This is a genomic window from Nonomuraea sp. NPDC049750 (assembly GCF_040659625.1).
GTDB lineage: Bacteria > Actinomycetota > Actinomycetes > Streptosporangiales > Streptosporangiaceae > Nonomuraea.
The window spans coordinates 25,001-51,275 of record NZ_JBFANB010000024.1 but is presented as its reverse complement, the minus strand read 5'-3'; the positions used below and the strand labels follow the sequence as shown (position 1 = coordinate 51,275).

Sequence of the window (26,275 nt, the reverse complement as noted above, 5' to 3'; positions counted from 1 at the left end):
CTGAGCGACTCCGTAGTGTCTGACACGAAGCACTCCCCACCGACCACGACTCCCCAGGGCCCCGGTGACGCCGATGAGGCCACCGGTCCCGCGAGCACAGGAGCTCAGTGGCCGCTGCCGGAGGAGGCTTTCTGGAGTGAGCAGACGGATCCGCACGGCACCACCCCGCCCGAGGCGGGGGGCAAGAAGCCCGATGCCGATCCCGAGCCGGAGCCGTCGCCCGAGCCCGAGGCACCCAAGCGGAAGCGCGACCCTTATCTGGACAACGTCAAGTTCGTCCTGATCGCGTTCGTGATCGTCGGCCACTCGCTGGTGCCGACGCTCAACACCGACTCCGCCAGGTCGCTCTACATCTTCATCTACACCTTCCACATGCCGCTGTTCGTGCTCATCAGTGGCTACCTGTCCAGAAATTTCTGGAACTCCAACGCGAAGACCAACAAACTGGTCGACACGTTCGTCGTGCCGTACGTGATCGTGGAGGTCGGCTACGCGCTGGTCCGGCTTGGTCTGGGGCAGAAGTGGAGCCTCACGATCATCGACCCCGCGTGGATCAACTGGTATCTGCTGGCGCTGCTGTTCTGGCGACTGTCCACACCCGTGTGGAAGCGGATGAAGTACCCGATCCCGGTGGCAATCGCGATCTACCTGTTCGCCGGGTTCTCGCAGATCTCCGGTGACTTCAGCATGGACCGGTTCTTCGGCCTGATGCCGTTCTTCGTCATCGGGCTCGTGATGCAGCCCGAGCACTTCGAGCTGCTCGACCGCCGGTGGATCAAGATCGTCTCGGTGTTCGTGGTGCTCGGGGCCGCCGCGGTGTCGATCTTCATCGCACCCAAGGCGCCGCTCAAGCCCTTCTACTACAAGCACAGCTTCCAGGACATGGACCTGTCCTGGTGGATGGGCCTCGGCGTACGCGCCGGGCTGCTGATCTGCGGGCTGGCCATGAGCTATGCCGTCCTGTCGCTGGTGCCCAGGCGTGAGACGTGGTTCACCGATCTCGGCACCCGCACCCTCTACTGCTACCTGCTCCACGGCATCCCCGTCCTCATCGCCAAGGACCAGGGATGGCTGGAGCTGCCCTGGCTGCACGGCCCGCTCGGGGTGCTGGCGATCAGTGCGAGCTGTTTCGCCCTGGCCATCGTGCTGTGCCTCCCCGAGACGCGCACCGCGTTCAAGTGGGTCCTCGAACCCCGCCTAACCTGGCTATACCGCCGCCCATCCCGAAGTTAAGCGGCAATTCCCCCTGCATTTACGCCGTTGACCAGGTGACCGCGCAGCATCGACCGCATGCGGGTTTGCGTCGCCACCACCGTCCACCATCCCGAGGACGCCCGGATCATGCACCGGCAGATCCGGGCGCTGCTCGACGCGGGCCACGAGGTGACCTACGTCGCGCCCTTCACCTATTACAACGTGACGCCCGCGATGGGCGTCACCGCGATCGACGTGCCGCGCGACGCCGGCTACGGCCGGGCGCGGGCGGCGCTCCGACGCGGCCTCAAGCGCGCCGACCTGCTGATGCTGCACGACCACCGACTGCTGCACGCCCTGCCCTTCCACCACCCGCCCATTGTCTGGGATGTACGGGAGCAGGTCACCGCCAGGCAGATGGCCCGGGCCGAACGGCGCCACCACGTGATCACCTCCGCCGTGGTGCCGGAAGCCACCCTGGTGTCGGCGGAGCCTTCACCTCCTGGTGACAGCAGGGTGGTGCACATCGGGCGCCTGTCCGCCGAGCGCGGCGTCTCCGAGCTCATCGGGCTGGCCGAGCGGCTCGTCCCGCACGGCATCCGGATGGACCTGATCGGCGCCAGCGACCGTGAGATCCGGCCGCTGCTGCGGGACGCCCAGCGGGTCGGGCTGCTCGACTGGTTCGGGTACGTCCCGAACCGCCATGCCCTGCGCATGGCCGAGGGCGCCCTGGCCGGCCTGGCCCTGTCGGAGGAAACCGGTCCGAGGACGCCGACCAAGATCCTCGACTACATGGGCCGGGGGCTCCCGGTGATCACCACGCCGCATGGCTCGATGGCCGAGCGCGTCGGGTGCGGGCTCGTGGTGCCGCTCGACGTGGACGCGCTCGTACACGCCGTACTCGATCTGAAGGAGGACCCCGCGCGGCGGGCGGCACTGGGGGCGCGCGGCCACGCGGAGGCCCGCCTGCGGCACCACTGGCCCGATCACGCGGCGGAGTTCGTGGCCAGGATGGAGAGGTGGGCCGGCGTCAGCGTGCCCGCCCACTCCCTGGCCGTCTAGGGGGCCGACCGGGGGTTTGAGGCGGTCGGCACCCAGGAATCGATGCGGCAGGGCCACTCGGTGTGTCGGCGGCCGGTGGCGCGCTGCCGCGCAGGATGAACGCGATCGTGTCGCCCAGGCTCCGCTCGATCTGCTCGGCGGGAATCGCGCCGCTCACCGCCAGCGTGCCGAGGCCCTGCAGAGTGGCGATGACCGGCAGGCTGACGCGATCCACCGGCCCCGCGCGGACCTCTCCCCGGCGCTGTCCGTGCTCGATCAGCTCCATGGTCAGGGTCTCCAGGCGCTGCTTGGCCGTGATCAGTTGCTCGGAGGCGGTGGTGTCGTGCTTGAAGGAGTACATCAGGTCGAGGAGGGCCGCGTTGGCGGTGGCGAAGCCCACGTAGGCGCCCGCGAGGGCGGCCAGCCGGTCGGCGAAGGAGCCGTCGGCCCGCTCCAGAGCCTCGGTCATCGCGGTCGCCAGCCGCTCGTGCCCCTCCAGCGCCAGCGCGTCCAGCAGGGCCTGCTTGCTGGTGAAATGGCGGCTCGGCGCGGCCGGACTGACCCCGGCCTCACGGGCCAGCTCGCGTAGTGACAGCGCCCCCGGCCCCTTCGTCCGCAGCGTCTGCTCGGCGTGGGTCAGCAGTGCGGCGCGGAGGTCTCCGTGGTGGTAAGGCCGGGTCTTCATGCCTCTCAGCCTAGCCCGGAGTGAGCGGTGTTTACATTGTTGTCATTGACTACATTGTTATCGCTGCATACATTGAGAGCATGACGAAAACATCCACCCGCCTCCCCGACCTGACCGGCCGCACCGCCGTGGTCACCGGCGCCAACAGCGGGATCGGCCTCGCCGCCGTCGCCGCCGGTGGACCGTGTCCGAGGAGCTGACCGACGTCACCTTCCCCGAGCACCTCCGCGCGGCCTCCGTCTAGGGCCCTTCGAGGTCGTAGGTGACGTCCGCCAGGCGGACCGTCTGGACCAGCGGGTCCTCGATGGTCTTCCGCAGCTCGCCGATCGTGGCCAGGGAGTCCACATAGGCGTAGGCCAGACCGTCGTTCGCGGCCTTGCGGAGACGGGCCAGGCTCAGGTCGAAGTCGTGCAGGTTGTCGTCGTCGTAGTCCTTGAGGATGCCCACCCAGCGGCGGAAGTTCGCGAGGTCCAGTTTGATCGCCTCATCGGGCAGGATCTGGTGATCCTTCTTGGCCGTCAGTTCGGGCATCGGGGCTCTGTCCCACCTCGTCATCCCGCCCCACGTGATGGGAATCGAACTGGGGCGCCGCTCATACACCACCTTGTCGACGTTGCCCCGGTATCTGGCGGTGAAGGCGATGAGCTCGTCGGTGGTGAGCGGCTTGGCGAATTCGATCACGGCCAGCGCGTTGAGACCCTCGGGCAGCCTGGCGAGGACCTTACGGCTGTAGACCTTGGGCTGGCTGCCGGTGCTCACCTCGCTCAGGGCTCTGCTCAAGGTGGTGTTGGCGCCGTTGCCGAGCGGCAGCCTGCCCACGTGGCCGAAGAAGTCCTGGGTGATGACGTGCTCCGCGCCGCCGAAGCCGGCGACGAACCCGCCGACGGCCCGTACAGGGTTGACGGAAACGGTGAACGACATCGACAGCGGCGTGGTGGCGCCCGTTTCCCGGACGTCGATGTCATAGCCGGGGTTGTAGATCTTGAAGGCGGTGCCGAGCACGTCCGCCATGCGCGTTTCCCGGTCGCCGCGCCGCTGGATCAGGCTGGAGCCGACCGTCGCCACCAAGACGAGGACGACCAGCGCCGCCAGGACCATCGAGGCCGTACGCGTCAGGCCCCGCCGCACGGCCCGGCGGGTCGCCTTACGGTCGAAGTCGGGCATGGGCAGCAGATCATCGTCAGTCATGCGGAACTCCGTAGATGTCGGCGAAGGCGGCTCTGGCCCGCCACACGGCGGTCTTGATCGTGGCGTGCTTCTTGCCGGTCATCGCGGCCACCTCGACCAGCGAGAAGCCCTCGAAGTAGACCAGCGCGAGGAGCCTGCGGTGCTGCTCGGGCAGCCGCTCCAGGGCATCGCGCACGGCCAGCGACTCGGCGTGCAGCGCGGGCACGCCGAGCTCGTCGGGGTCGGGCAGGGCCAGCTCGCGGCGGTGGCGCCGGACGTGGTCGACCAGGACGTTGCGGGCGATGGTGAGCAGCCAGGCGGCCGCGTTCTCGCCGCGCCAGCCGAGCAGCGCCCGGGTCGCCTTGACGAATGTCTCCTGGGCCAGGTCCTCGGCGAGGTGGGGATCGCGGGTGCGGCGTAACAGGAACCCGCACACGAGCGCCCAGTGCTCTCGGTACAGCTCCTCGATGATGATGCCCTCCGCGTTCTTGCGATTGTCACAACAGAGCAGACGCGATCGGGGCAGGAATGGTCACACGGCTTTCCGGTTGATGTACTGGACTCATGTCTTCGCATCTGATCCAGGGCCGCACGGTGAGCATGCCCGTCCAGGTGAGAGACGCCACGGTCTGCAGCGTCATGTATCCCGTACGGGCCGACGCCGCCAGGGCGGTGATCGCCTACTCGGGGCTGGACGTGGCCGAGGTGTTCCCGGGCAAGGCCATCTGCGTGCTGGTGTTCGTCGATTACCGGGAGAGCGATCTGGACGCCTACCACGAGGTCGGCGTGGCGTTCCTGGTGCGTCCGCCGGGCGTGGCGCAATCGGTCGGGCTGGGCGATCTGCGGCGGGCCGGGGTGTTCATCCACTGGCTACCGGTCGATCAGGAGTTCACCTTGGACGCGGGCCGCCGCATCTGGGGCTTTCCGAAGGAGCTGGCCGACATCGACCTGCGGCTCGACTCGGCGTACAAACGCTGTGTCCTGCGCAGGGACGGGCGGCTGGTGCTCGACCTGCTGCTCAGACCGGGCCTGCCCGCGCCGGGCGCGGGCGCGCTGGTCCCGCTGGACGCCTTCACGCATCGGGAGGGCGTGACGCGGCGCGTCCCGTGGTCGGTGACGGCCCGGGGTGTCCGGGTACGGCCCGGCGGCGCGCTGATCCGCCTGGGCAACCACCCGATCGCCAAGGAGCTGAGCGAGCTCGGCCTGCCGAAGCGCCCCCTGCTCACCACCACGGTCGCCCACGCCGCCATGACCTTCGGCGACGCGATGGCCATCTAGGCCCGGGCGCTCCACCGTCCGTCGACGCGGCTGATCCGCACCGGGTGGTCGAAGCACTTGCTCACCAGGTCGGTGGTCAGCACCTCGTCCACCGGCCCCGACGCCATGCACTCGCCCTCCCGCAGCAGCAGCGCGTGGGTGGTGCTGGCGGGCAGCTCCTCCAGATGGTGGGTCACCAGTACGGTGGCCAGCGCCGGATGCTCCCGGCGCAGCACGTCGAGGCTGGCCAGCAGCTGCTCGCGGGCGGCCAGGTCCAGCCCGGTGGCGGGCTCGTCGAGCAGCAGCAGTCGCGGCCTGGGCATCAGAGCCCGCGCGATCAGCGCCCGGCCCCGCTCGCCCTGGGACAGGTAGGGCCAGCGTGCCTCGGCCTTGCGCGCCATCCCCATCATCCCGATCAGCCGCAGGGCCTGCTCCTCCTGCTCGGCGGTGGGCTGCCAGCGAGGGACGAGCTCGATGGTGTTGGTGGCCCCGGTCAGCACGAGGTCGCGCACCCGGAGGCCGGACTCCAGCGAATGCCGTGGATTGACGTGCCCCAGGAAGGAGCGGAGCTCGCGCATGTCGACCCGGCCGAGCCGATGCCCCAGGACCTCGACGACCCCTCGCGTGGGGTGCTTCACCGCCCCCAGGAGGTCCAGCAGCGTGCTCTTCCCGGCCCCATTGGGCCCCAGCAGGGCCCAATGCTCGCCCTGCCCGACCGTCAGAGAGATCGAGCGCAACAGGGAGGTGCCATCACGCACCACATCGACCTCGACGGCACGCAGAACGGGCCCACCGGCAACAGGATCCATCCACGTAGGCTATCAACAGTCATCAGATGTCTGAGGACTGACCGGTCCTCAGACGATCGGCGGGCGGCCCAGCTTCACCATGCGCCACGCGGTGCGCCAGGCCATCGGGCGGCGCTCGCCGGCCGGCGTCCGCAGCCCCTCGAAGAACCCGGTGAACCACGCCTTGATCGCCACCCCGGACCGGCGCTCCCTGATCAGCGTCAGCACCACCCAGTCGAGCAGGTAGAGCACCGCCAGCGGCCACGGCAGGTTGCGCCGCGCCAGCCACACCCGGTTGCGCGCGTTCATCCTGTAGAAATCGGCGTGCCGCGTCGGCGGGACCTGCGGGTGGTACATGACCGTCTCGGCGTCGTACTCGATCCGGTAGCCCTCACCCAGCAGCCGCCAGGCCAGGTCGGTCTCCTCGTGAGCGTAGAAGAACTGCTCAGGCAGACCGCCCACCTGGAGGAAGGCCGAGCGGCGGATCGCCGAGGCGCCGCCGAGGAAGGTAGTGACCGGCGAGGATCGTTCGGGGTCGCCCGCACGCAGGCGCGGGACGTGGCGCCGCTGGCCGATGCCGCCCTCGGGGTCCATCACCCGGAAGGAGATGACCGCGAGGTCGGGCTCGGTGGCGAAGCGGTCACGGACGTGGGAGACGACCTTCTGGTTGGCGTACCAGCCGTCGTCGTCGAGGAACAGCACGACATCACCGGAGCACTCCTCGACGCCGCGGTTGCGGCCGGCCGGGATGCCGGTGTTGCGTTCGAGCCGGACCGTCTTCACGGTCGCGGACGAGCCCACGGGTGGCGTCGCCGACACCTCGGGCACGTCGGCGCCGTTGCCCACGATCACCACCTCGACGTCGCCGTCGATCTGGTGCAGCGCGGACTCGACCGCCCGGTTCAGCTCCGCGACCCGGTTGCCCATGGTGAGGATGACGCACGATATCTTCAACGGGTCATCGTCCTGACGCGTCGAGAACACGGGCGGAGCATTCTTTCATGATCACCGAGTCTGCTGGTATGCATATTTCCTGATATTGGTGGAGCCAAGCGTATCGGAACCGAAGGTGAACCCCCGCCAAACTGCGGACGTCCGATCAATACGACGAGCGAGGGGCCCCGCCGGTTCCGATGTGTGCTCACGCAAGCCGCCTCGATGCCAGGATGCTGACCAGGTGCAGGACGGTCTGCAGGACCGCGGCCACGAAACAGGCGATGAGCAACACCCGCGAGGCGAGCAGATCGCCCGCGACGGCGTCGATCACCGCGGTCACGACCGCGAGCATGGACAGCTCGATCGGCTGCACGATCCGGTGGAACTTCGTCGCCCCCACCACCCGACGGGCCAGCCCCAGCAGCCCGGACCGCAGTTGCCCCGCGGACGCCTCGGTGGCGCTCGGCAGGCCCCCCTTGGCCCTGGCCACGTCCACGAGGTCGGTCTCGGCCTTGATGAGGATGGCGCCGAGCGCGGCGGCGACGCCGAGCACGGTGTACCAGTCGGGCAGCACGGCCGACGTCCGCCAGCCCAGCCCGATCAGCAGCGCGGCCTCGGTGAAGTAGGCGCCGACGCGGTCGAGGTAGACGCCGACCAGCGAGGTGCGGCCCGTCCAGCGGGCCAGCTCACCGTCGGAGCAGTCCAGCAGCAGATAGACCTGGACGAGCAGAGCGGCGCCCACGGCGGCCCACAGGCCCGGCAGGGCCAGCACGACCCCGGCCACGATCCCGGCCAGCGTCATCACCCAGGTGAGCTGGTTGGGCGTGATGGAGGTCTTGGCCGTCAGCCAGGTGACGTAGATGGACAGCCGGCGCATGTAGAGCACGCCGGCCCAATGCTCACCGTTTCTGCGCTCGAGGTGTCCGGCGGGCTGGGCGACCCGCCGGATCTCAGCGACCGAAGGCCCGGACATAGTCCCCCACCCGATCGCGGACCTCGGACTCCGACATGCGCAGGTGCTCCAGGATCGTGTAGCGGCCGGGACGGGTGGCGGGCGCCAGCGTGACGGCCTCGGCGAACTGCTCGCCGCTCAGGCCGATGTCGGCCGGGACGACGGGCAGCTCGTGCTGTCGCAGGCAGTCAGTGACCTGCTTGAGCCGGGCGGCGTCCTCCCTGAGGAAGAAGCAGAAGGCGGCACCGATCCCGGCGAGCTCGCCGTGATTGGAGGTGCCGGGGAAGAGCTGATCCACGGCATGAAGGATCTCATGGTCTCCACCACTCGCGGGCCGAGACGACCCGGCGATGACCATCGACATGCCCGACAGAATCAGCGATTCGGCCAGAACAGTGAGGAAGGCATCGGACTCGATGGAGTCGGTCCGGCCGACCAGCGCCTCGGCCGCCATGCGGGCCATCGAGCAGGCCAGCCCGTCGATGGGCTCGCCGCGCTCCACGTTGCCGAGCTGCCAGTCCTCGATGGCCGACAGGTTGCTGACCACGTCGCCGACCCCCGAGCGGACCAGCGACTCGGGAGCGCTGTGCACGAAGTCGAGGTCGACCAGGACCGCCAGCGGCATCGGCACGCCGAACGTGCCCTTGCCGCCCTCGTACACCAGCGAGGCCGTGGGCGAGCAGATGCCGTCGTGGGAGAGGTTCGTGGCCACGGCGACCATCGGGATGCCCGCCAGCGAGGCGGCGTATTTGGTGGCGTCGATGGTCCTGCCGCCGCCGACGCCGACGACCACCTCATAGGCGCCCTTGCGCAGGTCGGCGCCGAGCGAGACGGCCGCGTCGACCGAGCCGTCGGACACCCTGAACACCTCGGCCTCGCCGAGTGTGGGCGCGATCAGGCCCTCGATGTGGTCGCCCTGCCCGGGGCCCACGGCGACGGCGACCCGGCCGGAGGTCGCCACCCGGGTGTCGGCCAGTAATGCGCCGAGCTCCGCCACCGCGCCCCGCCTGACCATGATGGCCAGGGGCGCGGGCAGCATCCGCGCTAGAAGCGGCATGCCCGCCTCCTCAGTAGCGAACGGCTATGGTACGAGCCTTGGCCAGGTCGTCGTGGTTGTCCACCTCGACCCAGTCGACCTCCCCGATGGGCGCGACGTGGATCCGCTCGCCGCGCGCGACCATCTCCTGGTAGCCGTCCTCGTAGTAGAGCTGCGGGTCGCGTTCGAAGGTGGCCTGCAGCGCGTCGGCCAGGCGCTCGGCGGCGCCGGGGCGGATGAGCGTGGCGCCGATGTACTCGCCGTAGGCGGTGGCCGGGTCCATCAGCTTGGTGATCCGCTTGAGGTCGTCGCCGTCGAGGGTGACCTTCATCTCCTCGTCGGCCAGCCGCTTCACGTTGTCGACCGCGAGCAGGATGTCGCTGGTCTCGGGCGCCGACAGCAGCGTCTTCTCGACCGAGACGGGGTGCACGGTGTCGCCGTTGACCAGCAGCGCGCCCTGCGCGAAGTAGTCGCGCGCGCACCACAGGGAGTAGGCGTTGTTCCACTCCTCGGCCTTGTCGTTGTGCACGAGGGTGAGCTTGACGCCGTGTCGCTTCTCCAGCTCGTCCTTCCGCTCGTGTACGGCCTGCGCCGCGTAACCGACGACGATCACGACCTCGCGCAGATCCACCTCGGCGAGGTTGCGCAGCGAGATGTCCATGATCGTGGTCTCACCGTCGACCGGCACCAATGCCTTCGGCAGCGTGTCGGTGTACGGTCGCAGGCGTCGTCCGGCTCCAGCGGCCAGCACCATTCCCAGCAACGTGCACTCCTCAGTCGAGCATCTACTCCGTAGGACCCAAAGGTTAGTTGGCTTTTGGCCCTCACCGGGTAATCGACCGTTAGTCTCGCGTTTCCGTGGCGGTCGCGGCCACCCCTGAGGGAGAGGTGGCGAGCCAGCAGGTGAGGCTCTCCCACCCGAACAGGGCCCACAGATATACGGCGAGCAGCACGAACCCGCCGGTCACCACGCCCACGATCGCCGCCAGCGAGATCACGATCATCCGCCCCTCCCAGCCCAGCCCGTACGTGCTCAGCCACGGCGGCGGATAGGCGCGCTGACGCAGGCGATAGATCAGGTCGTAGTGGTGGAAGGCCAGCGCGCCGAGCAGCACGAAGATCAGCACCGGCGGCACGTCGTGGGCGAAGCCGCAGGCCGCGATGAAGGTGTATTCGATCAACCGCAGGATCGGCGGTACCAGCCAGTCGATGCGGCCGTCATGCGGATGGGAGCTGCCCGGCCCGGCCAGCAGCAGTGTCACGGCCGGCGCGAAGACCGCCAGCCCGTCGGACCCCGCCACGCCGATCAGCAGCAGCACGCCGATCACGAACGCCCCGGCGATCAGCGGGGGCAGCGGCGGGAGCTGCCCGGACACGAGCGCGCCCATGCCGCGCGACAGCGGCCCGTCGTCGCGGTAGGCCACGACGTTGCTGCTCGGCACGGGCGTCATCTGCACCGAGGTCATCGCGCGGACCTCGCGATCCGGCCGAGGAGCAGGTAGAGGGTCGCCACGCCGCCCCAGCCGAGGAGCACGACGAAGGTGACCCGGGCGTTGTACACGCCGGCGGTGATCGCGATCAGCGCCATCCGCTCCCCGATCGGCAACACGATCGCTTTCTTCATCCACCGGAGGACCTTCTCTCGCTCCATGCGGTGCGCCAGGCGGAGAACTCCCGGCTTGGGTACGCCGTGGTGCTCTCCCTCGGCCGAGTTGAGCAGCGAGCTCACCGGCTTGGCGCCCAGGGCGCCGGCCCGGTTCGCGTCGGCCACACTGGCCCCGAAGGAGTAGTTGATCGAATGCCGTACCGTCTGCAGGATCATCGCGGCGACGGCGAGATACCAGATGCCGTCCGGGCCGCCCTCGCTCAACGGCAGCCCGGCGGCGTAGCCGAAGGCGAGCCCCACGTAGACGACATACTCCTTCAGCCGGTCGGCCATGCTGTCGAGCCACGCGCCCAGCGGCGTGAAGGCGCGGGTGTAGCGGGCCAGCTGGCCGTCGAGGCAGTCGCAGGCGAACGACAGGTAGAGCAGCCCGGCCCCGGCGAGCTGCGCCCCGCGGTTGCCCGCCCCGAACCAGACCGCCGACAGCACGGCCAGGCCGATCGAGATGCCGGTAACGGCGTTGGGCGTGAGCTTCAGCCGGGCGGCGGGGCGGATGAGATGGCGGGTCCAGGACGAGACGAGGTAGGTGCTGACGAAGCCGTCGTCCGCCTTGACCGAGGTGTCGAGGCGGACCTGGGACTCGTCGACGTCGGCGAGCCTGCTGACCGCGGTGTCCGCCGAGACCTGGCCGGTCACCCGGTCGCAGTGGAGCTGCCCGATCCCGGCGGCGCGTACCTTCACCCCCGATCTGACCAGGCCCACCAGCAGCAGGTCGACCGCCTCGACGGTGGTGACCGGGCCGAGCTTGCCGGTCTCGGCCAGGTCGGCCAGCTCCTCGGCGACGTCGGCCAGCGCGATCAGGTCGGCCTGACCGGCCTGGAGCACGCCGCGGAAGGTGGCGTTGGCCTCGGGCACGAGGTGGAAGGAGCTGCCGGCCGCGACGATCTTGCCGCCCTCGACCCGCACCGGCGGCCGCATCGGCGCCGCGGTGGCGTCGTAGGAGACCAGGGCGCTCGTGTCGCGCTTGGGGTGCTCCAGGAGCAGCGAGAGTGCCTCGGTGTGGGTGACGAGGTCGGCGGGCAGCACGACCAGGGTCCCCGGCGCGGCGCGCGCGAGCTTGGCCACGCCGCGCAGGTCGGTGCTGAGGCCGCCGAGCCCGTCGTTCGGCGACACCACCTGGACGTCGAGGACGGACAGCTCGGCCAGCTGGCCGTTGAGCCGGTCGAGCAGTGTGCCGTCGGCACAGGACAGTCTGCAGGCGGGCGTCGTGGCGAGCAGCACCACCGAGGTGGTCGTGCTCTCGCGGGTCAGTGAATCGGTCACGGCGCAGGTCTCCTCCCGGTCGCGAGGGAGTGCGTGGACACAGCGTAGCGACAGGGCAACGCGATATCACGGAACCGGACCGTTACGCTCCCCCTATGGAATCTCGGCTGCGCTCGGTAGGGGTGGTCCTGGCAGGTGGCGTGGGTCAGCGTGTCGGGCTCAACACCCCCAAGCAGCTCATCAAGATCGCCGGTAGGACGATCCTGGAGCACACGCTCGCCCTGTTCAACGGCTCGCCGGACATCGACGAGGTCGTGGTGCTGATGGCTCCCGGCTACGCCGACACGGTCAAGGAGATCGTGGAAAGGGGCGGTTTCGACAAGGTCAGCCAGATCGTCGAGGGCGGTGCGAGCCGCCCTGAGAGCACGTGGCGCGCGCTCAAGGCCCTGGGCCCGAGGGAGTGCAACGTACTCCTGCACGACGCTGTACGGCCCCTCCTGGAGCCCCGGATCATCACGGAGTGTGTCAGGGCCCTGCAGACGCATTCGGCCGTGGGCGTGGCGATCCCGAGCTCCGACACCGTCGTGGTGGCCGCCTCCGGACCCCATGGCGAGACCATCCACGACATTCCCGACCGATCCCGGCTGCGGCGCGTCCAGACGCCGCAGTGCTTCCGCCTGTCGCTGATCCGCGAGGCGTACGAGCGGGCCTTCGCCGACCCCGACTTCGACCGGCGGCCGGCCACCGACGACTGCGGCGTGCTGCTGCGCTACCTGCCCGATGTCCCGATCCACATCGTGCCGGGCAGCGAGAGCAACATGAAGATCACCCATCCGGTCGACGTGTACATCGCCGACAAGCTCCTCCAGCTGGCCGCCACGAGCGCGCCCGTTCCCGACCCGAGGGACTACCGGGAGGCGCTCGACGGCCGGACCATGGTGGTCTTCGGCGGCGGCTCCGGCGTCGGCGCCGACGTCGTCGAGCTGGCCACCGGCCACGGCGCCCGCGTGCACTCCTTCTCGCGCACCCACAACGGCGTGCGGGTGGAGGACTACGACCAGGTGGCCAAGGCGCTGGCGCAGGTGGGCCGGATCGACTACGTGGTCAACACCGCGGACGTGCTGCACGTGGGCAAACTCGCCGAGGTCACCGACGAGACCATCGCCGAGACGGTGGGCGTCAACTACCTGGGCCCGGTCAACGTGGCCCGTGCCGCCTACCCGTACCTGCGCGAGAGCGCGGGCCGGCTGCTGCTCTACACCTCTTCCAGCTACACCAGGGGACGGGCCGACTACAGCCTCTACTCCTCGACGAAGGCCGCCGTCGTCAACCTCACGCAGGCGCTCGCCGACGAATGGGCCCCCGACGGCATCCGGGTCAACTGCGTCAACCCCGAGCGCACCGGCACGCCCACGCGCGAGCGCGCGTTCGGCGAAGAGCCTCCGCACACCCTGCTCTCACCGCGTGCGGTTGCCCAGACCTCGCTGGACGTCCTCATCTCCGACCTGACCGGGCAAGTGATCGACGTGCGCCTGAACGACGCGTGACCCGCTCAGGCCGGAGTTTCCGGAAGGGCCGGCCAGGTTCAGCGCGATGGTCGAGCGAGTCTGCGCGGGCTCGTGAGGAAGCCCCAGCCCCAGGACATGTGCATGGCGGCGTACACGATCGGCAGTCTGGCCTTCACCGCCCCCGGCAGCCCGCTGCCGGTCAGGACGGACCCGGCCACGATCGCGACGGCGTAGCCGCCGGGCGCGATCAGCGCGAGGGGGAAGAACGGCGAGACGAGCAGGCCGAGCACGATCGCCAGCACCGCGGCGGGGGGCGCCAGGTAGCGCAGGTTGATCGTGCCCTCGTGGGTGCGCGAGACCACCCGGCGCCAGCGCCCGTAGTGGAAGTACTGCTTGGCCAGCGCCTTCACATTGGGACGGGGGCGGTAGGAGACCCGCATGCGCGGCTGGAACCAGACCAGCCCGCCGGTCTGGCGGATGCGGTGGTTCATCTCCCAGTCCTGGGCCCGCTGGAAGTGCTCGTCGTAGCCGCCGACCCGGTCGAGCGCCGCGCGCCTGAACACCCCCAGGTAGACGGTGTCGGCGGGGCCCGCCGTGCCGCCCACGTGGAAGGCGGCCGCGCCCACGCCGATCTTGGAGGTCATCGCGCATGCGACGGCCTTCTCGAACGGCGTGATGCCCTCGGCCGCCATGACACCGCCGACGTTGTCGGCGCCGGTCTCCCTCAGCGTCTCCACGGCGACGCGCAGGTAGTCGGAGGGCAGCATGGCGTGCCCGTCGACCCTGGCGATGATGCCGTTGCGGGAGGCGCCGATGGCGGCGTTGAGCGCGTTGGGCGTGCGACCTGTGGGGTTGGGCACCACGGTCACCCGCCGGTCGGCCGCCGCGATGGCGTCGGCGACCTCTTGGGTACGGTCATGTGAGGGCCCCACGGCGAGAACGACTTCGATCTCACCTGGGTAGCTCTGGGCGAGGACCATATCTACGGCCTCGCGTAGATGCCGCTCCTCATTGAGGACCGGCATGACGACGGAGATGGGCGGCCAGCCGTGCGTCTCCGCTGGCGCGTGCGGCGAGTCGGGGAACTGCTTCATGGCGGGGCTCACGCTACTGTACGAGCAGGGGAGGACGGCAATCCCGCGGTGGCACGAGGGGGGCAGGGCATGCGCGACCCGGGCGAGGAGGACGCTGGAGTGCACGTGGGCGGCGACGCCTACGGCGGCGTCAAGCTCGTGGGCAGGCGCACGCGCAGGCCGCTCAAGAGCGCCAAGGCCCGGCGCCGGAATCTGATCCTCTCGGGTGTGCTGTCCGTGGGCGTCCTGGCCGGCACCGGCGTGGTGTGGGCGACACCGAAGCGGATCGGCACGGTCGACGCGGGCGTGACCGAGGCGGCCCCCCGCGGCGCCATGAACATCCTGCTCGTCGGCGTCGACAAGCGCGACGACCTCACCCGAAAGCAGCAGAACGAGCTCAAGCTGGGCCGCGAGTCGGGCCAGCGCACCGACACCATGATGGTGATCCACCTGTCGGAGGACCACAGCAGGGTCACCGTGGTGAGCCTGCCGCGCGACACCTGGCTGACCATCCCCGGCAAGGGCGATCACAAGATCAACTCGGCCTACCAGTTCGGCGGCCCCAAGCTCGCCCGCCAGACCGTCGAGCAGGCCACCGGGCTGCGGATCAACCGCTACATCGAGGTCAACGTCCTCGGCTTCATCAACGTGGTCGACTCCCTCGGCGGCGTCACCGTCTGCACGCCCGTGCCGATCAAGGACCCCAAGGCCGGGCTCGACCTCGCGGCCGGCACCCACGAGCTGAAGGGCGTACAGGCGCTCGGCTACGCCCGCACTCGCGCCACCGCCCGCTCCGACCTCGACCGCATCGACCGGCAGCAGCAGGTCATCTCGGCGCTGCTGAACCGCGCGCTCAGCGCCAGCACACTGGCGAACCCGGCCCGGCTCAACTCGTTCGTCAACTCCACGCTGAGCACGATCAAGGTCGATCCCGACGACGACCTGATCGGGCTGGCCACCCAGCTCAGGGACGTCTCGCTGGACAACGTGAAGTTCGCCGACGTGCCGCTGGCCAACGTGGACTTCAAGGCGCCGACCGGGGAGTCGGCGGTGCTCTGGGACAAGCAGGCCTCCCGTGACCTGTTCGCCAAGATCAAGGCCGACGAGGACCTGTCCAAGCCCAGCCCCAGCCCCAGCTCGTCCGCCTCGTCGTCTGCCAAACCCACCATTCCGCCGGATCGGATCGCGCTCAAGGTGCTCAACGGCACGCTCATCACCGGCCTCGGCGCCCGCACCAAGACGGCGCTGGTCGCCGCCGGGTTCCACGTCTCCGGCACGCCGGGCAACACCAAGCGCAAGGACTACAAGAAGACGGTCGTACGTTATGGGCCCGGTCGCGAGGACTCCGCCCGCACGGTCGCCGCGGCCATCCCCGGCGCCGATCTCGTCCAGATGGACGAGGACGGCATCGAGGTGATCGTCGGCAGCGACCAGCCGAAGATCGGTAAAGTGAAGACCTCGACCACCCCAAGCGCCCAGCCCACAACTACGCCTGTAACCAAAACGGCGACCCAGAACATATGTAAGAAATAGGCATATCTGCCAGCCGTTCGGGCACGTGACAGCCATGGTGGTCAGGTCGTGGCGAGAGGAACCGCTCACTGTCTTGCATGCCGTCGGAGATCTCGACGTGGCCGGCGCCCCGCGCCTCCAGGCCGCGCTCGACCAGGTGCTGGCCTCCGCGGACCCCCCGAAACTGGTGCTGGATCTGACCGACGTGCCCTTCTGCGACTCCGTGGGGCTGGGTGTGCTGGTGGCCACCCACAACCACGTGCAGCACGCGCACGGCAGGCTCGTCCTGGTGCTCGCCCCGGGCATGATCAGTCATCTGCTGACGATCACGAACCTCGACCGGCACTTCGAGACCTGCTCATCGCTGCTGGAGGCACGGGCGGCGCTCGGGGCGGCGGCCTGAGATCGAGCGATGTGTGCTAAAGGATGTTCATGACATTCGGCGCGCATCTTCCAGCGGTCTCGTAGGGAGCCATTGACCTTGTTCGATCAGTTCCCCGAGCCTGCCCGCAGTCAACTGGCCACGGCCTTCGACGAGGGCAAGACGCGGCCGGAGTGGTGTTTCACGGATGGCCCGGCGCGGCTGGCGTTCTGGGCGCCCTACCGTGGCGCCGATCCGGTGATCACCTGGCAGTTCGAGCCTGGTCCCGACCCCGACCGCGCCGCCGGCCTGCTGCGCCGCGGCCTGTCGGAGATGGGCCTGAACAAGATCATCCACGACATCTCCCTCAAGCCCGGCCTCACCCCGCTCGTCGACCGAGCCGTCGAACACCAGGCGCTGCTCGGCGCCGGGTTCGCGATGGAGGTCGAGCGGCTCATGCTCGAATGGGCGGCCGGAAGCGACATACCGGTCGATCCGGGCCGGCTGACCTACCGCCCCGCCCGCGGCCTCGACGCCGCCTCCATACTCGACCTGCTGGTACGCATCTCGGAAGGGTCGCTCGACTACGACACGCAGGTGGAGCTGGCCACGGCCGGTGCCGAGCACGAGGCCCAATGGATGTACGACGACCTGGTCAACCGCAAGGGCAAGCCCGATTGGTTCGTCGTCGGCTACGTGGGTGACGACCCGGTGGGGCTGGTGGCGCCGGACGATCATTCCATCGCCTACATCGGCGTGGTGCCGGAGCACCGGGGCCACGGCTACGTCAACGACCTGCTGGCCAAGGGCACCGCGACGCTGGCCGAGACGGGCGTCGAACGTATCGTGGCGGCCACGGACGTGGGCAACACCCCCACGGCCAACGCGTTCCTGCGCGCGGGCTATGCGGAGGTCGGCCGGCTTTTCCGCTATTACTGGAGGAGATCTTGAAACTTGGTGTCATGTTCGACCGCGCCCTGCCGCCGGAGCAGCTGATCCCCTTCGCCAAGGAGCTGGACGGCACGACGGTCGACGACCTGTGGGTGGTGGAGGACCTGGGCTGGACCGGCGCCATCTCCTCGGCCGCCACCGCCCTGGCGGCCACGTCCCGCCTGCGCGTGGGCATCGGCATCACGCCCGCTCCCCTGCGCAACCCGATGCTCCTGGCCATGGAGCTGGCCAACCTGGCCCGCCTCCACCCCGGCCGCCTGGCCGCCGGGATCGGCCACGGCGTACGTGACTGGATGCGCCAGGTGGGCGTCGCGCCCCCGTCACCTCTGGCGCTGCTGGAGGAGACGATCACCTCGGTCCGCAGCCTCCTGCGGGGCGAGACGGTGACCCTGCACGGCCGCTCCGTACACCTGGACGGCGTCTCCCTGGTCCACCCGCCCGCCGAACCGCCTCCGGTCCTGGCCGGCGTCCTCGGCCCCCGCTCCCTCGCCCTGTCGGGCCGGGTGGCGCAGGGCACGATCCTCCCGGAGGGTTTCAGCCCCGAGCAGCTCCCCACCCTCGTGGGCCACATCGGCGCCCCGGCAGACCACGAGGTGGTGACCTTCATCCACCTGTACATCGGCCCCGACGCGCGCGAGGCGACCTGGGACGTCGCCGTGGAACAGGCCGGGTTCCTCAAGGTACGGCCGGAGGAGGTCGTCATGGCCAGGGGCTCCGCCTCGGAGGCCGCCGACGTGGTGCGGCAGATGTGGGCGGCGGGCGCCCAGACGGTGGCGGTACGACCGTTCGGCGCGGATCCGCTGTCACATGTGACGAAGCTCTTGGCGGCCCTGTAGCGCCTATACCGTCAGGGCCTTGGGGCCTGGAGGCTTGGGGACGTCAGCTGTTGTAGCCGCCGCTGCCGAACTCCCCCTCCACCCGCCGCACGATCTCCATGCTCCTGGGCAGGTAGGCGGCGTAGAAGTCCTTGCCGCACTCCAGGTCGTCGAGCGCGGCCTTGATCTCCCTGCTCAGGTACTGCCGAGCGGTGCCCATTGGAATACGCGGCTCGTAGTACTGCCCGGCGGGCAGCCCCTTATCGGGAATGTCATCGTTCAGGGCGATCCGCTTCTTCTGGGCCTCGAACTCCTCGCCACCCCGTTGACTCATGTCCACCGGCCTGAGGGAGGCCACCTGGTGTCCCTTGCCCTTGAGGCAGTCGCCCATGGCCGAGGCCAGGCCGACGAGCTTGGGGTCCGCGTTGAGGTCGCGGTCCAGCCGCTGGGCGATCAGCTCGTTCTCCTGCTTGGCCTGGTCCTCGTCGGACTTGACGACCTTGCCGGTGACCCGCTGGAGCCCCTGCGATCTGCACGCGTTCAGCGCCTTGCCGTAGGCGACCCGCTGGGCGGGCGACAGTTGGTTCTTGATGCCGAAGTTGGGGCTGTCCGACTCGCGCCAGAGGACACGCTTCTCCCGCTGCTCGGGGTGGACGAAGTCGACGAAGACCCCGAAGCCCTGCTCCGTGCGCTCCTTCTTCATCGCCTCGTAGTCGCCCAGATAGGCCTTGTCGGCATCCTCGGAGATCTTCACCTCCGGGACCCAGGCGACGTACTTGAAGCCGCGCTGCTTCATGCAGTCCGCCACGACTGTCTGGATCTGCCGGGGCTGGTCGGTCTTACCGCCGCTCACGACAGCCGGGGCCACCGGCGGGGCGGCGGCGCAGCCTGCGGCGAGGCCGAGCCCCACGAGTGCCAGAGAGGATCTCTTGATCATGGCATAGCAAGATACACCGTTCAACGAAGTATGTATAGAAGGCGGCCGAACGGCGGATGCCCAATCAGTCGAATGGCCGATGGCGACGCCCGGCTGCCAAGCCACGATCGCCACATGAGGCGAATCACGGCAACACCCAAGGCACCCCTGACCGCCTTAGCGCTGGCGGGGCTGACCGGACTCATCGCACTGACTGGATGTTCAATAGAACTGGACGCCAAAGAGGTACACGCCGCCCAATCCTTCCCCTACAGCGGCCCCCAGCTCACCATCAAGTCCTCACTCGGCGGCCTCCGCATCATGCCCGGCACCGGCGCGACCGTGCAGGTAGAACGCTGGCTCCGCGGCAAGGCGACCAACGAGGGCAACGCGTCGTGGTCCCTGAGGGACGGCACCCTCCGCCTGAGCGCCAACTGCACGGTGGTCTTCGGCGACTGCGGCGCCCGCTACCACGTCAAGGTGCCACCGGGGACGCGCCTCGTCGTCGAGGGGGACGACGACGGCATCATCCTCCAGAACCTCACCCAGGACGTGGACGTCTCGAACGGCGGCTCGATCAAGGCGTACGACACCTCCGGCAAGCTCCGCCTCCTGAGCGACGACGCCACCATCACCGGCGAACGCCTCAAATCCCCCGACGTCCGCGTCCGCTCGAACACCGGCGCCATAGACCTGTCCTTTGCCAGACCCCCCTCCAACCTGGACCTCCTGTCCAAGGACGGCCGGGTGACGGCGACCGTACCCGACGGGGCCTACCGGGTCACGACGAAGAGCCAGGACGGACGCGAGCGATCGGAGATCAAGAGCACGGAGAGCGACCGGACCATCGTCGCGAGGAGCGGCACGGGCGACGTACGAATCCTCGCCAAGTAGACCCCCTCCGACCGGCGGCACAGATCGATGTGCTCGCCACCGACGGTGACCGCGTCCGCCTGATACAGCCGCTTCAGATCCACGAGCACCGTGTCGGGGCGAGAGCCCGCTGCCTCGACGAGGTCGGGAGTGAATCCGGTGGCGGAGAACAGGGCGATGACCGTCTCGGTCGTGCCCCGGCCTTCCCGCGTCAGCAACTGGCGGATGGCGTCGAGGCGTTCGAGGCCGGGGAGTCCACGGCGAGCGAGTGTCGCCTTTGCCGCACCAGAAGTACGTTTCCCGGAAGTGTACTTCTGTGAGCCGGCCACACCGTCCGGATGACACACCAACGCCACGCACGAACATGTTCGTTACGAACATGTTCGTGATATCGTGCTCTTCATGAGCACGAACGACAGCGCCCAGCGGCAGCCTCCCCCCAGCCGACGGGAACGCCCGGCCAAACCCGCGTTGACCAGGCAGGGGATCATCGACGCCGCGCTGACGATCATGCGTGACGAGGGCCTGCACAAGGTGACGATGCGCCGTATCGCCACCACCCTCGACACCGGGCCCGCCTCGCTCTACGTCTACGTCCGCAACACCGAGGACCTGCACGCCCAGATCCTCGACGCCCTGCTCGGCTCGATCACGGTGCCCACGCCCGATGCCGGGACCTGGCGCGACCGCCTCAAGGCCCTGCTGAACAGCTACCGCGACGTGCTGTTCCAATATCCGAATATCGCCAGGATGGCGCTCTCCACCCAGCCCAGCGGCCCCAACTACATGGCCCTGGTCGAGGCGGTCCTCTCCGTGCTCGGCGAAGGCGGCGTGACCGGCCGGGCGGCGGCGTGGGGCCTCGATCTCTTGCTGCTGTATCCGACCGCGGCCGCCGTCGAGCACAGCCCGAGATCGGCGGCCCAGGAGGCCGCCAACCTCTCCGCACTGGGCGCGCAGATCGCCGCCGCAGATCCAGCTCGTTACCCGAACATCGCCGGACTCGGCGACGAGCTCATCTCGGGCGACGGGGCCAGCCGCTCCGACTGGGCGTTCCACGTCCTGGTCGACGGCATCCTCGCCGCCATCCCCCGTACCCCTCCCGTATAGGAGCCCAGCATGTCCGCACCTTCCATCGCGATCGTCGGCGCCGGCCTCAGTGGTCTGGTCCTGGCACGCGTCCTGCAGATGCACGGCATCGAGTCCACCGTGTACGAGGGTGAGTCCGCCGCCGATGCCCGCGGCCAGGGTGGCTTCCTCGACATGCACGAGGAGTCCGGCCAGTACGCGCTGCGCGAAGCCGGCCTCTACGAGCAGTTCCGCCGGCTCACCCAACCACAGGGCGAGACCCTGCGCATCCTCGACAAGACGGGCACAGTCTTCATCCACCACGAGCCCGAGGGCGGCTATGGCGGGCGCCCCGAAATCGACCGGGCCGCACTGCGCAACCTGCTCATCGAGTCCCTCGACCCCGGCCGTATCGCCTGGGACCACCGGGTCACCACGGCCCGGCGGCTCGCCGACGGCCGCCCCGAGCTGACCTTCGCCAACGGCGGCAGCACCACCGTCGACCTGCTGATCGGCGCGGACGGCACCTGGTCCAAGGTGCGCCCCCTGGTCTCGCCAGCCACCCCGCAATACTGCGGAATCTCCTATCTGGAGCTGCAAATCACCGATGTCACGACACGCCACCCCGAATCGGCCGCTGTCGTCGGTCCCGGCAGCATGTTCGCCCTGTCCGACGACAAGGCCCTGATGGGCCACGGCGGCACCGACATCCACCTGGGCGCCTCACTACGGGTGCCGCAGGACTGGACGACCACCTCCGGCGTCGACTGGTCCGACGCGCCCGCGGCCCGCGAAGCCCTGCTCAAGGAGTTCGCCGGCTGGAGCACCGAACTGACCGACCTCATCCGCAACTGTGACGACACGATCGTCCCGCGACTGATCTACGCCCTGCCGACTGGCCACTCCTGGCCCCGAACCCCCGGCGTGACGCTGGTGGGCGACGCCGCGCATGTGATGTCGCCGTACGCCGGCGAGGGCGCCAACCTCGCCCTGCTCGACGGCGCCGAACTGGCGCTGGCCATCGTCGCCCATGGGGACGACGTGGAGGCCGCGCTGACCCAGTACGAGACGGCCATGTTCCCCCGCGCGACCGCCTCGGCCGAAGGGTCCGCCCAAGGTCTGGACATGTGCTTCGCCCCGGACTCGCCCCGCGCCATAGTCGACTTCTTCGGCAGCGCCGGCGTACCCGTGGAGGAGCACTGAGCCGCTCTCTCCTGGGACCCCTACGCGGCGGCGCGCTGGCCGTAGACATGGGCCGGCTGCCCACGGTCAGCCGTCCTATCCGCCGGTCAACCGGGCACGATCCACCGGGGCGGACATGCGGGCGAGACCGCTTGCGATCGTCAGCGGTCCCGCCCAGGGCATCATCAGCCGCAGTGCACACCAGACAAGAGGCGAGATTCATTCTTGACGCCCGCCTCGACAGTGATGCATTTGCCGGGAGCCGAGACGTACACGGGCCCGGCGTACTGCGGATAATTCCCCGCGTCGACGTCGGCCCACCAGCCAGCACCAGCAACCATGATCTTCACCGACTTCCAGGTGGTGGTCCCCGCCGTGGAGCCGTAGCCGTAGGTGAGGGCGCAGTTCTTGTTCGAGCTGGAGTTGTAGTGGACCTCCAGAGTGCCCACCCTCGTACCGGTCTCCGGGATGGCGTAGACGCCGACCCTGCTGTACCCACTGCCGCAAGGACCGGCCGCATCGGCCGACGTGGCCCCCGCCATCAGCGAGCCAGCGACCATGGCCGTGCTTGCCAGGGCAGCAAGTTTCGTAGGCATCAGTATCCTTCGTCCTTCCGGGTACGCCACTGTTCTCTCGTAAGCCCCATGGGCCTCACCGGCAAGACCGTACTACATTCAACGTAGTATAAACAGAGCTGTTCGCGTTCACGATCGACATAAGCGTGAACGAGCGGCGGTTATGCTTCCGACGTCTCGCATCACTTCTCGTACGCTCGCAGCAAGCCGATTCCGGTACTCCGACGGAGCGGCAACGGACCAGGACGGAGCGTGGAGGCCGCTGTGGCGATGCCCAAGAAGGGATCACGGCTCATCACCGTCGGCGACACCGCCTTCCGCTGGCGAGTCCGACACAAGCCCACCCACCGCCAGGGCGACGACTGGTCTCCTCTCACCTTCACAGTTGAGCGAGCCGAGCAGCCGGGGAACGTTCTTGTGGTGTCCCTCCCCTGCGCCCGGCCGGACAACTGGCAAGGAGAGCGAACAATCACCATCCGCCCCGTCCTCGTCGCCGGGTGTGTCCAGCGAGCCCTCGAACGGGGCTGGAACTCCGGCCAACAGGGCTCGCCATTCACCCTCACCGTTACGGAGGACGAACTGCCCGACCTCCTGGGCGAACCGCCGCAATACCTGATCCCCTTCCTCTGGGGCATGATCCCGGAAGGCGGCGGCATCGAAGACCTCCCCCGATGCACGCAGATCTGGAGCCGAACCGACGAGCAACCTTCTGATCAGTAGCCGAGGACGTGTTCGGCCTGGCCACAGTGACCGGCCCCGCCCGGGGGCACTTCCCGGGGATCAGCGCTGAACCACTTGCCATCGCCCAGGCCCGCCAGAACGCCACCTTCCAAGCACACGGCTTCGAAGCCGCCGCGGCGACCGGGATCGGCGCTGTCGCAGCAGGCATAGCACCCCGGCCTCCTTACCGAGCCAAGAGAGTTGACGTCGACTTCGCGCGCCCCTTCGGTTTCCTCACCGTCGACCGTCGAAGCCGGCTCATCCTGACCGCCGGCTGGGTCGCGGAACCCGAAACCGAGCACCTCGGAGGGAGCTAAGAACGCTGAAACGACCCCGGAACGTCGCGTAACCGTCAACGCCGGTCGCCTGTCTTGGACGTACGCAACCGATCGAAGGCCGAGACCACCGGAGGGTCCGCCAGCGCGGCAACGATCAGCTTGGCCACTTCCGCCGACCCCTGGACGGAGGTATCCACCTCCACGTCATAGCAGCCGTGCGCATGGACCGGCTCATCGAGTGGCGGCACCGAGTTCCTGTCGGTTCGTCCCCCCTCACGCCGTTCCACCTCCTCCAGGGGGCATCGAATCCCCCCACGAACAGCACCGGAATCCTCTCAAACAGGGCGAGGTAGTGATCCAGCATCTGCGGTGTGATCACCGCCTCCGAGATCACGTCATGGCCTTTTTCCTTATGTCTGGAAATGATGGGCCAGTCGCGTACATAGGCATGGTTGTCCGTCAAGTGAGTTGATAAGGAGACTTGCGATGGGAACCGCCCGTGGATGACGAGCGGCTGGCCAGGTTCGAGGCCATCTATAACCGCGCCTATGGCCAGATCACGGCATACGCCGTTCGCCGCTGTGAGTCGCCGCAGGACGCGGCCGACGTGGTGGCGGAGACCTTCACGGTCGCCTGGCGCCGGGTGGACGAGTTACCGGAAGGGGAGGAGGCCACGCTCTGGCTGTACGGGGTGGCGCGCAAGGTGCTGGCCAACCACTACCGAGGTGACAACCGCCGGCGGGCGCGCAGCGTCGAGCTCGATGCCGAGATGGCCGATCTCTACGGTGAGTCCCCGGACAGCGGGGTCGAGCTCGCCGCGATCGGTCAGGTCCTTCAGAGCATGTCCGACGATGACCGGGAGATGCTGTCGCTGGTCGCCTGGGAGGGCCTGGATCGCGAGGAGATCGCGACGGCACTCGGGTTGTCGCGCAATGCCGTACGCATCAGGCTCCATCGCGCCCGCAAGCGCTTTTCGCGGGCGCTCGCCGAGGCGGGTGTCCACTTCACGTCAGAGAGCCGGTTCGTTCCGGCGGAGAGGCCGCTGTGAAGAACATCGACGAGATCGACGCGATGAAGCCACTGGCCAGGATCGAGCCCGGTGGGCAGGGGGGCAGCCCGTCCGGCGCGGGGGCGCGGGCGCTGCTGGCCGCCATCACGTCGGAAGAGCCCGGCGCGCTGCCGGGCAAGGCGAGAAAGCCCCGCAAGCTGGCCCTAGGGCTGGTGGCCGTGGTCGCGCTTGCCGCAGGTGTGGTGGTGGGCCCGGTCATGCTGGCGGACGGTTCCGGCGTGCCGACGTCCTACGCCGTGACCAAGACCGCCGACGGGATGGTGACCATCCAGATCCGTGACTTCCATGATGCCGCGGGCCTGCGGAAGCGGCTGCAGGCTCTCGGTGTTCCCGCCATCGTCGACCAGGTTCCGTACGGGCAGATGTGCCGCGAACCGCGCGGCAAGCACGTCCTGGACATTCCCCAAGGTCTGTACAGCCTCTCGGAGAACATTCCCGGCGAAACGCAAGGCTGGCAGATGCGGATCGACACCAAGCTGTTCAGACCTGGCCAGACCTTCGTCTGGACAATCAGCGCCAAAGCGAACGGGGAAAGCAGCCACACCTCCACCTATCTCATGGAGGGCCCGGTGGCGCCCTGCGAACCCGTGCCCGCCCCCATGCCGAAGAGGCACAAGCCGGAATTCGTTATCGCGACTGACAAGGGGCGGTCGCTCGAGGGATTCCGCGTGGATGAGAAGACCGTCGGCGAGGTACTGCCGGAGCTGAAGCGGCGCGGCAAGAAGGTCATCTTCCTGATCATTTCCATCCCGCCCGGGAACCCCGGGGGTTACGGCGAGGAGCGTACGCAGACCAAACCTGTCGGCGACGACTGGATCGTCTGGGAGGCGGAGGAGAACGCCAAGGGCGTGATTCGCCTGCTCGTCACGGACAAACGCTACGACAAGAATCCCGTGTACGGAGGCCCCCGAGACGCCGTCATCCCCACCGATTGACGTAGTGGCCGGGCGAGGACCGCGCCCGGCACTTTCTCGTGGTTTGACCCTATAATCGGCTCGACGACCTATGACGACACACGCCGAACCCTCACAAGACGCCTCCGCGCAGCTGGTTGACGTGTTCAAGGCGCTCGCCAACCCTGTACGGCTCCAGGTGCTCCAGTGGTTGCGCGATCCCGAGCACCATTTCCCGATGGAGCAGGCGATCGCGGATCCGCACGAGGTCGGCGTGTGCGTGAGCCACATCCAGGCCAAGACCGGGCTCGCGCAGTCGACCGTCTCCGCCTACATGGCATCGTTGCAGCGTGCCGGGCTGGTCCGCGCCACTCGCGTCGGGAAGTGGACGCACTACCGGCGCGACGAGGAGCGCATCGCCCGACTCGTCGACGTGCTCGGACGCTCGCTCTGACGACCTCACCAAACGCTCCCTGCGCTGCTACGTTTTGCCTCATATCGACAATATGCGATACTTCGCTGCGTTCCTGGTCATGGTTGAGGCGGTCACGTACCGTCGGAT

30 protein-coding genes are annotated in these 26,275 nt (G+C 68.7%); 16 read left to right on the top strand and 14 right to left on the bottom strand.

All coding sequences use genetic code 11. The features are described 5' to 3' along the window. Positions 1–15: 15 nt before the first annotated feature. Together AB0J16_RS42450 and AB0J16_RS42445 are read left to right on the top strand one after the other, a co-directional pair. Positions 16–1,233 (top strand): acyltransferase family protein, encoded by a 1,218-nt coding sequence (locus tag AB0J16_RS42450; protein ID WP_358550777.1) that lies wholly within the window; start codon positions 16–18, stop codon positions 1,231–1,233. Between the two features lie 57 nt (positions 1,234–1,290). Then, positions 1,291–2,256 carry a glycosyltransferase gene (locus AB0J16_RS42445; RefSeq protein ID WP_358550775.1) on the top strand — a complete coding sequence of 322 codons (966 nt, stop codon included), beginning with the start codon at positions 1,291–1,293 and terminating at the stop codon, positions 2,254–2,256. Here the strand turns inward: AB0J16_RS42445 and AB0J16_RS42440 are convergent. From AB0J16_RS42440 to AB0J16_RS42430, 3 genes are all read right to left on the bottom strand, one after another. Beyond that, positions 2,225–2,920 carry a TetR/AcrR family transcriptional regulator gene (locus AB0J16_RS42440; protein WP_358550773.1) on the bottom strand — a complete coding sequence of 232 codons (696 nt, stop codon included), beginning with the start codon at positions 2,918–2,920 and terminating at the stop codon, positions 2,225–2,227. The two genes, AB0J16_RS42445 and AB0J16_RS42440, sit on opposite strands and share 32 nt — an antisense overlap. Positions 2,921–3,160: 240 nt before the next feature. Continuing rightward, positions 3,161–4,108, bottom strand: a complete 948-nt coding sequence (locus tag AB0J16_RS42435) for a hypothetical protein (protein WP_358550771.1) — start codon at positions 4,106–4,108, stop codon at positions 3,161–3,163. Then, positions 4,101–4,547, bottom strand: coding sequence for an RNA polymerase sigma factor (locus tag AB0J16_RS42430; protein ID WP_357949494.1), 447 nt, complete (start codon positions 4,545–4,547; stop codon positions 4,101–4,103). The genes AB0J16_RS42435 and AB0J16_RS42430 overlap by 8 nt, the downstream gene beginning before the upstream one ends. A gap of 104 nt (positions 4,548–4,651) precedes the next feature. Between AB0J16_RS42430 and AB0J16_RS42425 the strand changes: the two genes are divergently transcribed. Beyond that, positions 4,652–5,365, top strand: coding sequence for an acetoacetate decarboxylase family protein (locus tag AB0J16_RS42425; protein WP_357948963.1), 714 nt, complete (start codon positions 4,652–4,654; stop codon positions 5,363–5,365). Here AB0J16_RS42425 and AB0J16_RS42420 read toward each other — a convergent pair. The 7 genes from AB0J16_RS42420 to AB0J16_RS42390 all read right to left on the bottom strand — a co-directional run bounded on the left by AB0J16_RS42420 (position 5,362) and on the right by AB0J16_RS42390 (position 11,982). After that, on the bottom strand, positions 5,362–6,153 hold the full coding sequence (locus AB0J16_RS42420; protein WP_358550769.1) for an ATP-binding cassette domain-containing protein: 792 nt from the start codon (positions 6,151–6,153) through the stop codon (positions 5,362–5,364). The two genes, AB0J16_RS42425 and AB0J16_RS42420, sit on opposite strands and share 4 nt — an antisense overlap. A 48-nt stretch (positions 6,154–6,201) precedes the next feature. Further along, positions 6,202–7,086, bottom strand: a complete 885-nt coding sequence (locus AB0J16_RS42415; RefSeq protein ID WP_358550948.1) for a glycosyltransferase — start codon at positions 7,084–7,086, stop codon at positions 6,202–6,204. Positions 7,087–7,273: 187 nt separating this feature from the next. Beyond that, entirely contained in the window at positions 7,274–8,041 is a 768-nt protein-coding gene (locus AB0J16_RS42410; protein ID WP_358550767.1) for a CDP-alcohol phosphatidyltransferase family protein, read from the bottom strand. Beyond that, the gene (locus tag AB0J16_RS42405) at positions 8,019–9,059 is read right to left on the bottom strand and encodes an iron-containing alcohol dehydrogenase family protein (protein ID WP_225296080.1); all 1,041 of its coding nucleotides are present in this window, start codon (positions 9,057–9,059) and stop codon (positions 8,019–8,021) included. Before AB0J16_RS42405 ends, AB0J16_RS42410 begins: the two co-directional genes overlap by 23 nt. A gap of 28 nt (positions 9,060–9,087) precedes the next feature. Further along, a complete protein-coding gene (locus AB0J16_RS42400) occupies positions 9,088–9,819 on the bottom strand; it encodes a phosphocholine cytidylyltransferase family protein (protein ID WP_357647960.1) in 732 nt (243 codons plus the stop codon). 79 nt (positions 9,820–9,898) lie between these two features. Continuing rightward, positions 9,899–10,522: a DUF5941 domain-containing protein gene (locus tag AB0J16_RS42395; protein WP_358550765.1), complete on the bottom strand. Its 624-nt coding sequence runs from the start codon at positions 10,520–10,522 to the stop codon at positions 9,899–9,901. Further along, entirely contained in the window at positions 10,519–11,982 is a 1,464-nt protein-coding gene (locus AB0J16_RS42390; protein WP_358550763.1) for a CDP-alcohol phosphatidyltransferase family protein, read from the bottom strand. The genes AB0J16_RS42395 and AB0J16_RS42390 overlap by 4 nt, the downstream gene beginning before the upstream one ends. 95 nt (positions 11,983–12,077) lie before the next feature. On the opposite strand from AB0J16_RS42390, the gene AB0J16_RS42385 reads away from it, so the two are divergent. After that, positions 12,078–13,469: a bifunctional cytidylyltransferase/SDR family oxidoreductase gene (locus AB0J16_RS42385; protein ID WP_358550761.1), complete on the top strand. Its 1,392-nt coding sequence runs from the start codon at positions 12,078–12,080 to the stop codon at positions 13,467–13,469. A gap of 38 nt (positions 13,470–13,507) precedes the next feature. Here AB0J16_RS42385 and AB0J16_RS42380 read toward each other — a convergent pair whose 3' ends face one another. After that, entirely contained in the window at positions 13,508–14,524 is a 1,017-nt protein-coding gene (locus AB0J16_RS42380) for a glycosyltransferase family 2 protein (RefSeq protein ID WP_358550759.1), read from the bottom strand. Between the two features lie 69 nt (positions 14,525–14,593). On the opposite strand from AB0J16_RS42380, the gene AB0J16_RS42375 reads away from it, so the two are divergent. The 4 genes from AB0J16_RS42375 (at position 14,594) to AB0J16_RS42360 (ending at position 18,163) form a co-directional block, all read left to right on the top strand. Next, positions 14,594–16,036 carry an LCP family protein gene (locus AB0J16_RS42375; RefSeq protein WP_358550757.1) on the top strand — a complete coding sequence of 481 codons (1,443 nt, stop codon included), beginning with the start codon at positions 14,594–14,596 and terminating at the stop codon, positions 16,034–16,036. A 34-nt stretch (positions 16,037–16,070) separates the two neighbouring features. Beyond that, positions 16,071–16,418 carry an STAS domain-containing protein gene (locus AB0J16_RS42370; protein ID WP_358550946.1) on the top strand — a complete coding sequence of 116 codons (348 nt, stop codon included), beginning with the start codon at positions 16,071–16,073 and terminating at the stop codon, positions 16,416–16,418. A 72-nt stretch (positions 16,419–16,490) separates the two neighbouring features. After that, a complete protein-coding gene (locus AB0J16_RS42365) occupies positions 16,491–17,327 on the top strand; it encodes a GNAT family N-acetyltransferase (protein WP_358550755.1) in 837 nt (278 codons plus the stop codon). Continuing rightward, positions 17,324–18,163, top strand: coding sequence for an LLM class flavin-dependent oxidoreductase (locus AB0J16_RS42360; protein WP_358550753.1), 840 nt, complete (start codon positions 17,324–17,326; stop codon positions 18,161–18,163). The genes AB0J16_RS42365 and AB0J16_RS42360 overlap by 4 nt, the downstream gene beginning before the upstream one ends. Before the next feature lie 43 nt (positions 18,164–18,206). On the opposite strand, the gene AB0J16_RS42355 is transcribed toward AB0J16_RS42360, so the two are convergent. Next, on the bottom strand, positions 18,207–19,079 hold the full coding sequence (locus AB0J16_RS42355; RefSeq protein WP_358550751.1) for a hypothetical protein: 873 nt from the start codon (positions 19,077–19,079) through the stop codon (positions 18,207–18,209). 114 nt (positions 19,080–19,193) lie between these two features. Here AB0J16_RS42355 and AB0J16_RS42350 point away from each other — a divergent pair, with 114 nt between their 5' ends. The 3 genes from AB0J16_RS42350 to AB0J16_RS42340 all read left to right on the top strand — a co-directional run bounded on the left by AB0J16_RS42350 (position 19,194) and on the right by AB0J16_RS42340 (position 22,199). Then, positions 19,194–19,952, top strand: a complete 759-nt coding sequence (locus AB0J16_RS42350) for a hypothetical protein (RefSeq protein ID WP_358550749.1) — start codon at positions 19,194–19,196, stop codon at positions 19,950–19,952. A 381-nt stretch (positions 19,953–20,333) separates the two neighbouring features. Further along, a complete protein-coding gene (locus AB0J16_RS42345; protein WP_358550747.1) occupies positions 20,334–21,038 on the top strand; it encodes a TetR/AcrR family transcriptional regulator in 705 nt (234 codons plus the stop codon). Between the two features lie 9 nt (positions 21,039–21,047). Next, the gene (locus AB0J16_RS42340) at positions 21,048–22,199 is read left to right on the top strand and encodes an NAD(P)/FAD-dependent oxidoreductase (protein WP_358550745.1); all 1,152 of its coding nucleotides are present in this window, start codon (positions 21,048–21,050) and stop codon (positions 22,197–22,199) included. Positions 22,200–22,363: 164 nt separating this feature from the next. Here AB0J16_RS42340 and AB0J16_RS42335 read toward each other — a convergent pair whose 3' ends face one another. After that, a complete protein-coding gene (locus tag AB0J16_RS42335) occupies positions 22,364–22,774 on the bottom strand; it encodes a hypothetical protein (protein ID WP_358550743.1) in 411 nt (136 codons plus the stop codon). Between the two features lie 231 nt (positions 22,775–23,005). Between AB0J16_RS42335 and AB0J16_RS42330 the strand changes: the two genes are divergently transcribed. Together AB0J16_RS42330 and AB0J16_RS42325 are read left to right on the top strand one after the other, a co-directional pair. Next, positions 23,006–23,473 (top strand): hypothetical protein, encoded by a 468-nt coding sequence (locus tag AB0J16_RS42330; protein ID WP_358550741.1) that lies wholly within the window; start codon positions 23,006–23,008, stop codon positions 23,471–23,473. Between the two features lie 8 nt (positions 23,474–23,481). Then, a complete protein-coding gene (locus tag AB0J16_RS42325; protein ID WP_358550739.1) occupies positions 23,482–23,790 on the top strand; it encodes a serpin family protein in 309 nt (102 codons plus the stop codon). Positions 23,791–23,825: 35 nt separating this feature from the next. Here the strand turns inward: AB0J16_RS42325 and AB0J16_RS42320 are convergent, their stop codons facing one another. After that, the gene (locus AB0J16_RS42320; protein ID WP_358550944.1) at positions 23,826–24,059 is read right to left on the bottom strand and encodes a hypothetical protein; all 234 of its coding nucleotides are present in this window, start codon (positions 24,057–24,059) and stop codon (positions 23,826–23,828) included. A gap of 173 nt (positions 24,060–24,232) precedes the next feature. Here AB0J16_RS42320 and AB0J16_RS42315 point away from each other — a divergent pair, with 173 nt between their 5' ends. From AB0J16_RS42315 to AB0J16_RS42305, 3 genes are all read left to right on the top strand, one after another. Continuing rightward, positions 24,233–24,799 carry an RNA polymerase sigma factor gene (locus AB0J16_RS42315; protein ID WP_358550737.1) on the top strand — a complete coding sequence of 189 codons (567 nt, stop codon included), beginning with the start codon at positions 24,233–24,235 and terminating at the stop codon, positions 24,797–24,799. Then, positions 24,796–25,755 (top strand): hypothetical protein, encoded by a 960-nt coding sequence (locus tag AB0J16_RS42310; RefSeq protein WP_358550735.1) that lies wholly within the window; start codon positions 24,796–24,798, stop codon positions 25,753–25,755. The genes AB0J16_RS42315 and AB0J16_RS42310 overlap by 4 nt, the downstream gene beginning before the upstream one ends. A 70-nt stretch (positions 25,756–25,825) precedes the next feature. Then, a complete protein-coding gene (locus AB0J16_RS42305; RefSeq protein ID WP_358550733.1) occupies positions 25,826–26,167 on the top strand; it encodes a metalloregulator ArsR/SmtB family transcription factor in 342 nt (113 codons plus the stop codon). Positions 26,168–26,275: the final 108 nt, after the last annotated feature.